The organism is Aquipuribacter hungaricus, from assembly GCF_037860755.1.
Taxonomy (GTDB): domain Bacteria; phylum Actinomycetota; class Actinomycetes; order Actinomycetales; family JBBAYJ01; genus Aquipuribacter; species Aquipuribacter hungaricus.
Map to the genome: position 1 here is coordinate 1 of NZ_JBBEOI010000139.1, position 9,603 is coordinate 9,603.

The 9,603-nt window shown below is 75.4% G+C and carries 12 protein-coding genes; 1 reads left to right on the plus strand and 11 read right to left on the minus strand.

Going from position 1 to position 9,603, the window contains the following annotated elements:
• Positions 1–579, plus strand: a 579-nt coding sequence (locus tag WCS02_RS13570; protein WP_340294102.1) for a hypothetical protein, incomplete at its 5' end; no start/stop codon positions are given.
• A gap of 51 nt (positions 580–630) precedes the next feature.
• On the opposite strand, the gene WCS02_RS13575 is transcribed toward WCS02_RS13570, so the two are convergent.
• The 11 genes from WCS02_RS13575 to WCS02_RS13625 all read right to left on the minus strand — a co-directional run.
• The gene (locus tag WCS02_RS13575; protein ID WP_340294104.1) at positions 631–1,293 is read right to left on the minus strand and encodes a hypothetical protein; all 663 of its coding nucleotides are present in this window, start codon (positions 1,291–1,293) and stop codon (positions 631–633) included.
• Positions 1,290–2,465 (minus strand): OmpA family protein, encoded by a 1,176-nt coding sequence (locus WCS02_RS13580; protein WP_340294106.1) that lies wholly within the window; start codon positions 2,463–2,465, stop codon positions 1,290–1,292. Before WCS02_RS13580 ends, WCS02_RS13575 begins: the two co-directional genes overlap by 4 nt.
• Positions 2,466–2,511: 46 nt before the next feature.
• The gene (locus WCS02_RS13585; RefSeq protein WP_340294108.1) at positions 2,512–3,306 is read right to left on the minus strand and encodes a hypothetical protein; all 795 of its coding nucleotides are present in this window, start codon (positions 3,304–3,306) and stop codon (positions 2,512–2,514) included.
• An 85-nt stretch (positions 3,307–3,391) separates the two neighbouring features.
• Positions 3,392–3,586, minus strand: coding sequence for a hypothetical protein (locus WCS02_RS13590; protein ID WP_340294110.1), 195 nt, complete (start codon positions 3,584–3,586; stop codon positions 3,392–3,394).
• Positions 3,587–3,740: 154 nt separating this feature from the next.
• Entirely contained in the window at positions 3,741–4,406 is a 666-nt protein-coding gene (locus tag WCS02_RS13595) for a response regulator (protein WP_340294113.1), read from the minus strand.
• Positions 4,403–5,584, minus strand: a complete 1,182-nt coding sequence (locus WCS02_RS13600; protein WP_340294114.1) for a sensor histidine kinase — start codon at positions 5,582–5,584, stop codon at positions 4,403–4,405. Before WCS02_RS13600 ends, WCS02_RS13595 begins: the two co-directional genes overlap by 4 nt.
• A 104-nt stretch (positions 5,585–5,688) precedes the next feature.
• Positions 5,689–6,600: a type II secretion system F family protein gene (locus WCS02_RS13605; protein ID WP_340294116.1), complete on the minus strand. Its 912-nt coding sequence runs from the start codon at positions 6,598–6,600 to the stop codon at positions 5,689–5,691.
• Positions 6,597–7,517, minus strand: a complete 921-nt coding sequence (locus WCS02_RS13610; protein WP_340294118.1) for a type II secretion system F family protein — start codon at positions 7,515–7,517, stop codon at positions 6,597–6,599. The genes WCS02_RS13605 and WCS02_RS13610 overlap by 4 nt, the downstream gene beginning before the upstream one ends.
• On the minus strand, positions 7,505–8,866 hold the full coding sequence (locus WCS02_RS13615; protein ID WP_340294120.1) for a TadA family conjugal transfer-associated ATPase: 1,362 nt from the start codon (positions 8,864–8,866) through the stop codon (positions 7,505–7,507). The genes WCS02_RS13610 and WCS02_RS13615 overlap by 13 nt, the downstream gene beginning before the upstream one ends.
• Complete coding sequence (locus WCS02_RS13620; protein ID WP_340294122.1) at positions 8,863–9,201, minus strand: hypothetical protein; 339 nt, start codon at positions 9,199–9,201, stop codon at positions 8,863–8,865. The genes WCS02_RS13615 and WCS02_RS13620 overlap by 4 nt, the downstream gene beginning before the upstream one ends.
• A partial coding sequence (locus WCS02_RS13625) for a hypothetical protein (RefSeq protein ID WP_340294124.1) occupies positions 9,198–9,603 on the minus strand: 406 nt, incomplete at its 5' end. The genes WCS02_RS13625 and WCS02_RS13620, both read right to left, overlap by 4 nt.

Below are 9,603 nucleotides of genomic sequence, written 5' to 3' on the forward strand. Positions count from 1 at the left end.
CGGGCGCGCGACCGGACGGTGCACCGATCGCAGCGCCGGCACGCCCGCGTGCGTCTGCGGCGCCGCGTGGCCCTCGCGCTCTGCGTGGGGCTCGTCGTCCTCGGCCTGGGGGCGACCGGGCTCGGGACCTGGGTGCGCGCGCACCCGGAGGGCCGGACCCCGGTGCCGGTCGAGGCCGGGGTGCCGCTGCTGCTGCCCGAGCGCCCCGTGCTCGCCGGCGACCTCGTCCTGTACGGGGTGCGGACCCGCGGCGGGCCGCCGACCGCCTCCGAGCTGGGCTGCGAGGTGACCGACGCCGAGGGCCTGGTGCTGCCGGGGGCGCTGTCGTCGACGCGCGCTGCCGGTGAGGGCCGGGCCGTCGTCGACGGGCAGGGGCTGGTCCCGCTGCTCACCGTCGAGGCGGACAGCGGGTCGTCCCTGCTGTGCAGCTCGCCGCGGACGGTGCGTGCAGCACCGACCTACCTGCTGCCCGCCGACAGCGCGCGCGACCTGGTCCCGGTGGCCGCCTACTCCGCCGCGGCGGTCGCCCTGCCGTTCGGCCTGGCGCTGCTCGTGCTGCTGGGTCTGTACCGGCCCTGACCCGACCCGCAGCCCGACGGGCTCGCCGGCCCGGGGACAGCCGGCCCGCGGTCAGCGGGTGACGGGCAGGTCCGCCAGGACGGGGAACGTGCCCAGGCGCAGGTCCACGGTCGTGGTCGACGGGTCGAGCGCGGGGAAGCCCGCGCTGATCCGCGCCGGCTCGGGACCGATGACGCGGGGCAGGAACGAGCACTGGCACCACTGCCCGCCCTCGGCGGCCGTGATGGGCTGCAGCCGCTCCTGCGTCGTCGGGTCCACCAGGTCCATGTCCGTCGGGTACTCGGTGTTGCCGATCTCGCCGGTGATGAAGGTGCTGAGGCCGACCCCCACGGTCTCGGCCGCGGTCACCTGCATGGTGACGAGCGTGCCGGTGGGACCTGCGCGGACCTCGAGCACCTCCAGGGTGACCTCGGTCGGCTGCGGGCTGACCTCGAGCGTGGCCGCCGTGGTGCCGAGCGGCTCGATGGCGGCCAGCGCCTCGCCCTCGTCGAGCAGCCGCGCCGAGATCTCCTCGCTGCTCAGCTCGTCCCCGCCGCCGTCGTCCCCTCCGGACGGGGTCTCGGACGACGGTGCGGCCGCCTCGGTCGTGCTGTCGCCGTCCCCCGCGCCGGGGGTCTGGACCGTGCAGCCGCCCAGGGCCAGGGCCGCGAGCAGCGCGACGGCCGGAAGGACGCGCGACGTGCGCGCCGTGCTGGTCGAGGTGGTCCGGCTCACGGGGCGGCCTCCGTGGTCGGGGCGGGCACGTAGCTGACGGTGACGCGCCGGTTGGCCTGCTTGCCCTCCGGGGTCGAGTTGGGCTGCACCGGCTCGGCCTCGCCGCGGCCCTCGACCGACGGCTGGAGGCCGTCGACCTGCAGCAGCGGCAGCAGGACGTCCGCGACGGCCTGGGCGCGGCGCTGCGACAGGTCGAGGTTGTAGTCGGTGCCGGCGTCGCTGTCGGTGTGCCCGACGATGCCCAGCGGTCCGCCGGTCGCGTCGGCGGAGATGGTGGTGGCCAGCTCCTGCAGCCGGGCCACGGCCTCGGGACCCAGGTCCGCGCTGTCGACGGGGAACAGGACGTCCGCGGCCAGCTCGACCCGCACCTCCTCGGTCTCCTCGACGATGGTGGCGGAGCCGTCGACGGCTACCCGGGTGCTGGCCAGCGGGAAGATCGAGGCTTCCGGGGTGGCGTCCGCGCTGAGGAGCGAGGCGTCGACCTCGGGCCAGCCGTCGCCGAGGGCGATGGGCTCGTCCGCCGGCAGGGCCGGGGTGAGCGGACCCTCGCCCACGGGCACGTCGGTGATGGTGTGCCCGGTGCCGAGCGTGACGTCGACGGTCGTGGTGCTGGCGTCCAGCTCGGGGAACACCTGGAACATCACCCACATGGTGCCCGTCTCGTCCGGGGGGAACGCCGAGGCGGGGCTGCTGAGGTTGGTCTGGCCGTCCACCGTGCTGCCGTCGTACCCCGTGAGGCGTGCGGGGTCGCTGAGGACGGCGTACCCGGTCCAGTTGACGACGACCCAGCTGCGCACGGGCTGGTAGCTGCGCTTGCCGAGGGCGGCGTTGTTGACGCCCTCGGGGTCGCGCGTGCCCGCGGACCAGTACAGGACGGTGGCGCCGTCGACCCGCTGGACGCCGTGGACGGCAGCCGTGACCTGCGTGGGGGTGTCCGAGCCGTCGGCGGCCGGGTACTGGACGACCCCGTGGACCGGGACCTCGACGCCCTCGGCGGAGGTGAGCGTCTCGCCGGCCGGTCGCGGGCCCGTCGGGCCGTCGTCGGACGGGGCCGGCGAGGACGCGGTCGCGGCCCCGGCGGTGCCGACCAGGGCGACGGCCAGCAGCGCACCGCCGGTGCGGACAGCTCGACGGACCCCCGGTGCCCGTCGGGCGGCGTGGTTGTTGATCATGTGTGGACGACCCCCTCCGCGCAGGAGGCTAACCGACGGGTGGGGCTCAATCGATCAGCCGGGCCTCGGGCAGGTTGCCCACAGGCGGCACGGTGGCGTCCACGAACGAGAGGTCGTCCGTCTCCGGGTCCTGGTCGAACGTGAGCCGGAAGTCTGGGCACCTCAGCTCGACGGGGATCGGCTCGGGCGGCGGAGGAGGAGGCGGCGGCGGGGGCGCAGGCTCGCCGGGGACGGCGGGCGGCGGCGGCGGGGGCGTGGGCTCTGGGGTCTCGTCCGGCTCCTCGCGTGACCAGCGGCAGCCGCCGAACCGGATGCCCACCTCTGCGGTGGCCTCTGCGGACAGGGGACCGGCTGGGTCGTCGAGCGTGTCCATGGAGTCGACGGACACGTACACCTGACGGCCACCGGCGAGGCAGTCGGGTCTGGTGACAGTCACCTGGTTCGCGAGTGCGTTGTCCCTGACTGCCGTCTCCCAGGTCGGGCCGCAGCCAGCAAAGAGGTCTTCGGGGCTGTCGCGGTATCCCAGGCCGACCGACAGCGCACCGCGATCAAGGTCGAGGAAGAACTGCTCGGTGGCCGCCTCGGCCCCGGCCAGCGCGGCTGCGTCAGCGGCGTTCTGTGTGCGGGCGTCCAGGTCGGCGCCCTCCGCCAACGGCACGAGGACGACCGTGATCACGAGCGCCAGCCCCAGCAGGCACACGATGACGGCGGCGATGCCGGCCTGCCCGGCGTCCCCGCGCAGGCACGACCGGCCTCCACGGGACCGGCCCGGGTACGACCGCTCGAGGCGCGACCGTCCCGGGCGTGCCCGGTGTCGCCCGGGGCGCACGGCTCCCGTCATGACAGCTCCTCCGCTCATGCCGGACGACCGGGACCCGTGCGGGCCCCGGTCGTACGGGTGGTCCGTGGTGGTGCGGTGGTGGTGCTCAGCCCGCGAACATCTCCGACAGCGCCGTGGAGATGCGGCCACCCAGGTCGAGGCCGCTGACGGCGGTCACCAGCGCGGCGACGACGACGGCGATGACGAGCAGGATGCCGATGTACTCGAGCGAGCCCTGGCCGCGGTCGCCGGACAGGCGGGCGGTGGTGGCGGCGTGCATCTGGACGAGAGCGTTCTTCATGGTGACCTCCGAGGTGACCCGCTGCGGTGCCCCTGCGGCCCGCTGACAAGAGAGAACCTATGCCGGGTCCGCCGGTCCTGGCTGGGCCCGTGGGCCCAACCCCGGGCCCACCGTCAGGCCCATCCGGGGGACACCCGGACGGTGGACCGTCCGCTCAGGCCGGCCCGTCGAGCCACAGCGCGACCGCCTGGCTGCGGGTGGTGACACCGAGCCGGGCGAAGATGTGGTTGACGTGGTTCTTCACGGTCTTCTCGGACAGGAACAGCGTCGTCGCGATCTCGCGGTTGCCCAGCCCCCGGGCGATGAGGTCCATCACCTCGCGCTGCCGCTCGCTGAGGTCGTACACGTCGCGGTGGGCGTGCACCGGCGCCGCGGGGGCGCTGAGGGCCGTCATGGCCGCCGCCGAGAACACGCCCGAGCCCCGGTGGACGGCGAGCACGCTGGCGACGAGCTCGTCGGCGTCGAAGCTGCCGTGCACCAGGTACCCGCGCGCACCCGCCGCCAGCGCGGCACGCACCCGGTCGGACGTGTCGTCGAAGGTCGTCATGAGCACGGCCGCGGTCGGCGAGATGCGGCCGGCCGCCGTCACGCCGTCCATCACCGGCATGTTGACGTCCAGCAGCACGACGTCCGGAGCCAGGCGCGGGAGCAGCGTGCAGGCCTGCTGGCCGTTGGACGCCTCGCCCACCACCTCGATCCCGGGGCTCAGCCCCAGCAGCGCCACCACGCCCGAGCGCACGACGGCGTTGTCGTCCACGACCAGCACCCGGACCGCAGCGGCGCCCGCGTCGGGCGGCGAGGGTGCCGCGGGGGCCGTCACCGGTCGTCCCGGGAGCCGGCGGGAGCGGCGAGGAGCAGGTCGTCGTCCCCCGGTGCGGTCGGGACGTCGGCGGTGACGGTCGTGCCGCCCCCGGGGGTCTCCGTCAGGTCCAGCCGGCCGCCGAGCCCCTCGACCCGCTCGCGCATGCCCACCAGGCCGAAGTGCCCGCGTGCCGGTGCCGAGGCGGCCAGCCCGGCGTCGAGCCCCGGACCGGAGTCGCGGACGACGAGGAGCGCCCGGTCCGCCCCGTGGTCGAGGGTGACCTCCACCGGGCAGCCCGGGGCGTGCCGGTGGACGTTCTCCAGCGCCTCCGACAGCGTGGCGACGAGCTCGGCGACCAGGGTGCCCGAGGCCCGGTGGCCTGCCCCCTGCACCTGCAGGCGGGCCGCCCGGCCCGTGCTGTGCTCCCAGGTCCGGACGGCGCCCTCGACGGCGTCGGCCAGGCCGGTGGTCGGGTCGGCGGCGCGCATCGCCGACATGACCTGGCGCACGGACCGGACCGCCTCCCCGGCGGCGTCGGCGACCCGGCGCGCCTGGGTGTCCAGCCCCGCGTGGTCGCCGGCCATCCGGGGGAGCACCTGGGCGTGCAGCGCCACGCCCTGCAGCGACTTGCCGACCACGTCGTGCAGGTCGCGGGCCAGCCGGAGCCGCTCGTCGGCCGCGGCCGCCCGGGCCCGGGCCTCCACGAGCTGGACCACGGCGGCCTGCTCGGCCAGGGAGCTGGTGCGGACCGCCGCGCCGACCGCGGTGAACGAGACGAGGACGAGCGGCAGCCCGACGAGCACGAGGAAGGACGCCTCGGAGCCGCCCGGGGACTGCAGGACGGCCGCCAGGTAGCCGGAGACGAGGAGCACGGCGATCGGCCCGGACACCCGCACCGGCAGCAGCACCCCGACCAGCAGGGCGGAGCCCAGCCCGAGCAGCACCACGCCGGACGTGCCGCCGGACACCAGCAGGGAGCCCACGACCAGCAGCACGTCGACCAGCGCCACCAGGGGGTGGCGCTGGACGAAGGCCGTCCCCCGGCCCGTCAGCCCGAGGAAGCTCGTCACGGCGAGCACGCAGAACAGCACCGCGAGCCCGACGAAGACGGCGTGGTCGCCGCCCCCGGCCGCCAGCCGCGCGGCGAGCCCCACGGACACCATCGCGAGCACGACGAGCCGGAGCAGGAACGTCACGCGCAGGACGGACCCCGCCGTCCCCGTGCCGGCGGTCCCGGTGGACCCGCTCCGCCGCGCGGGCGGGCGCACCGCGCGCGCGACCGGAAGGCCAGGCACCCCGGTCACCGCAGCGTCCCGGTGAGGCTGTCGAGGTCGATGCCGGAGCCGATGTAGAAGCCCGCGAACATGAGCAGCACGGCCCCCGGGAGCAGCACCACCGATGTGACCAGCGTGACCCGCGGCGCGATCCGCGCCGCCTTCTGGCGCAGCCGCTGGGCGCTGCTGCGCCGCATGTCCTCGGCGATCTGGTTGAGCGTGGTGGCCAGCGGGGACCCGAGCTCCTCGGACTGCACGAACGCCGTGACGAACTGCGACAGCGCCTCGGAGTCGTTGCGGTCGCGCAGCCGCTCGAACGCCTGCCGGACCGCCGCGCCGTTGGCGATCTGGTTGAGCGTGAGGCTCATCTCGTCCGCGAGCGTGCCGCCGAAGCGCTGCGAGGTGCGCAGCAGCGCGGGGCGGAAGGCGACCCCGGCGGACACGGTGACGGCGAGCACGTCGAGGAAGTCGGGCAGGTCGGTGTCGAGCTGCTCCTGGCGCAGCCGCCGGGCCCGGGCGATGCCGGCCAGCGGCAGCACGAGGACCACCGCGGGCACGAGCAGGACGAAGAACCACTGCCCGTTGAGGAGGAACACCGGCACGACGGGGGCGAGGATCACCGTCCAGCGGCACATGGCGAGCAGGACGGTGTCCTCGGTGGCGCCGCCCGGGCGCCCCGCGAGCTCGATCGTCCGGCGCAGCCGTGCCCGCAGCGCCGGGCCCGCCAGGTTCCGGGCCAGCGGCAGCAGCGGGGCGGCCAGCCGGTCCAGCGGGCGGTCCTGCGTGACGGCGGCCCGCTGCTCGGCGCGCAGGAGCGCCAGGTCGCCCACGTCGAGCCCCTCGAGCGGGTCGGCGCGCAGCAGCCGCAGCCCCGCGACGAAGACGGCGAGGCAGGCGACGACGGCGAGGGCCGGCACCGCCGACACCAGCGCGGTCACACGTCCATCCGGGTCATCCGGCGGATGAGCAGGAAGCCCGCCGCGTAGAGCACGGCCGCACCGAGCAGGGCCACCTGGCCGACGAGCCGCTGCGTCATCTGCTCGACCGAGCCCGGGAACAGCACGTTGATGAGCAGCAGCAGCCCCACGCCGAGCGCGATGACGATGTACCCGGTGGCCACCGACTGGGCCAGCGTCGTGCGGATCTCGCGCCGGGTCTCCTTGCGGACCTCCAGCGTGCCGGCGATGTCGCGGAGCGCGGTGACCAGGGAGCCGCCGCTGCGGGCGCTGACCAGCAGCGTCGACAGCAGGACGCCCACCTCGCGCGACGGCAGCCGCTCCCGGATGCCGTCCAGCGCGGTCTCCAGGTCGTTGCCGAACGTCAGGCTGGTCGACACCCGCCGCAGCTCCTCGCGGGCGGGAGCGTCGAGCTCGTCGGCAGCCAGCGCGATGGCCGTCGGGATGGACAGGCCGGCGTTCGTGGCGTTGGCCAGCACCCGGGCGAGCTCGGGCATCTGCGCGATGAAGGCCTCGCGGCGGCGCTCGCGGGCGCGGGCCAGGTAGGCCCGCACGAGCAGGAAGCCGGCGAGCAGGCTGAGCACGCCCAGCGCCGGGGCCAGCGCGACCCACACCGTCGTCGCCAGGACGAGGGCGCCGCTCACGGCGACGACGAGCACGAGCAGCGGGCTGCGGCGCAGGCCGGCCAGGGCGAGCTCGCGCTCGAGCAGGCGGCCGAGACGCGTGCGCCGGAACGAGGCGTCGGCGCGGGCCCACCGCTCCCCCCGGTTAGGACCCTCGGTGTCCAGGACGGAGGCCATGGCCCGGCGGCGCGCCACCGGCGTCGCGACCAGCTCCCGGAGCGCCAGCACGAGGAACGCGACGGACAGCAGGCTGAGCGCGACGGTCAGGAGGACCACGGCACGGTCCCCCCGGTGTCGCCCTCGTCGTCGGCGACCGTCCAGCCCTCGGGCAGCGGCTCGCCCCGCTGCCGCAGCTTGAGGGCGAGGCCCCGGGGCACGGGGTGCTGGACGTACCGGCCGCGCCCGTCGCCGCCCTGCGGCTCGAAGTGCATGATCTGGGCGAGCCGGAACTCCTCGCGGCGGCGGGACACGAGCGAGTCGACCTGGACCGTGCGGCGCGTGCCGTCCGGCGCCCGCAGCAGCTGGACGACGACGTCGACCGCGGCGTTGACCTGGTCGCGGACCGCGTCGAACGGCAGCTCGACCTCGCTCATCGCCGCCAGGGTCTCCAGGCGGCTCAGGGCGTCCTCGGTGCTGTTGGCGTGGACCGTGGCCAGGGAGCCCTCGTGGCCGGTGTTCATGGCCTGGAGCATGTCCAGGGCCTCGCCTCCGCGGACCTCGCCGACGATGATCCGGTCGGGTCGCATGCGCAGGGAGTTGCGCACCAGGTCGCGGATGGTGACCGCGCCGCGGCCCTCGACGTTCGCGGGCCGGGTCTCCAGGCGCACGGTGTGCTCCTGCTCGAGGACCAGCTCGGCGGCGTCCTCGACGGTGACGATCCGCTCGTGGCCGGGCACGAACGACGACAGCGCGTTGAGCATGGTCGTCTTCCCCGACGCCGTGCCGCCGGAGACGATGATGTTGAGCCGGGCCCGCACGCACGCGGCCAGCAGCCGGGCGGTCGGCTCGTCGACGCTGCCGAAGCGGAGCAGGTCCTCCATCCCCAGCGCGGCCGGGAACAGCCGGATGGTGACGGTGGGGCCGTTGAGCGCCAGCGGCGGGAGGACGACGTTGACGCGGGCGCCGCGGGGCAGCCGGCCGTCGGCGGGCAGGCGGGCGTCCACCATCGGGCTGGACTCGTCGACCCGGCGGTTCACCGTGGAGACGATCCGGTCGATGGTCTGCAGCAGCTGGTCGTCGTTGGTGAAGCCGGAGGGGATGCGCTCCAGCCGGCCGAAGCGCTCGACGTAGATCGTGTCGTGGCCGTTGATCATGATCTCGCTGACCGACGGGTCCGCGAGCAGCGGCTCGAGCACGCCGAGGCCGACCGACTCGTCGACGACGCGGCGCACGAGCCGGTTGCGCTCGCGGGTGGTGAGGATGACGCCCTCGCGGGACACCAGGTGCGCGAGGACCCGCTCCAGCCGGAGCCGCCGCTGGGCCACCTCGAGCCGGCCGAGCTCGTGGAGGTCGACCTCCTCCAGCAGCAGCCGCTTGAACCGGGTGACCAGCTGCTCGTCGGTGCCCGCGGTGAGCGCGCTCTGCCGGGGGCCGCGGTCGACGCCGAAGCCTTCGTAGGACCTCACGGCATCACGAGCTCGCGCGTCACGGTGTGGTCGGGGAGGACGGACAGACCCGGGACCGTGACCTCGACGCGCACGGTGTCGCCCCCTGTCGCGACCACGACCTGGTCCTTCATCGGGCCAGGGAGGCTGTCCCTGGCTGCGACCCCTGCAGCGCCCGTCCCGTCGAGGCTGTAGGCCCGGGCGGCGGCACGCACCGCCTGGTCGGTCGCCGTCACGGTCCACAGCGTCGCGGCCACCTCGAAGGTGAGGGCGACCGCGAGCGCGAGGACCGGGAGCATCCCGACGAGCTCGAGGGAGACCGAGCCCCGGTCCCCGCCGCGCCGACGGGCCCTCACGGCTGCTCCACCACGACGTCACGGTCGGTCGTCAGGCTCGTCGGCACGCCCGGCAGCATGGCGGGCAGGAACGGCACGTCCATCCGGACCGTCACGCGGTCGCCGGACGCGTCCACGTCGGTCCCCGAGGCGAAGAAGCCATGGACGGCCGCGCGGGCGGCGACCCCGGCGTCGCCCTCGTCGCCCGTGACGGCGTACTCGCGTCCCGCCGCCTGCGAGGCGTGCCCCTGCATGACCGACGTGATGGCGAACATCCCGACGTACCAGGCGACGGAGACGAGCAGCGCGACCACCGGCAGGACCGCGATCGTCTCGATAGACACCGACCCGCGGTCGCCTCGCAGGGCGCGCCGCCGACCCCCGGGCGCCGCGGCCGGGAGGGCGGCGGGCGCCGCGGCCGGG

Coding starts and splice junctions, on each gene's coding strand:
- WCS02_RS13580 (WP_340294106.1), bottom strand. CDS start 2,465: ATGATCAACAACCACGCCGCCCGACGGGCACCGGGGGTCCGTCGAGCT.
- WCS02_RS13585 (WP_340294108.1), bottom strand. CDS start 3,306: ATGACGGGAGCCGTGCGCCCCGGGCGACACCGGGCACGCCCGGGACGG.
- WCS02_RS13590 (WP_340294110.1), bottom strand. CDS start 3,586: ATGAAGAACGCTCTCGTCCAGATGCACGCCGCCACCACCGCCCGCCTG.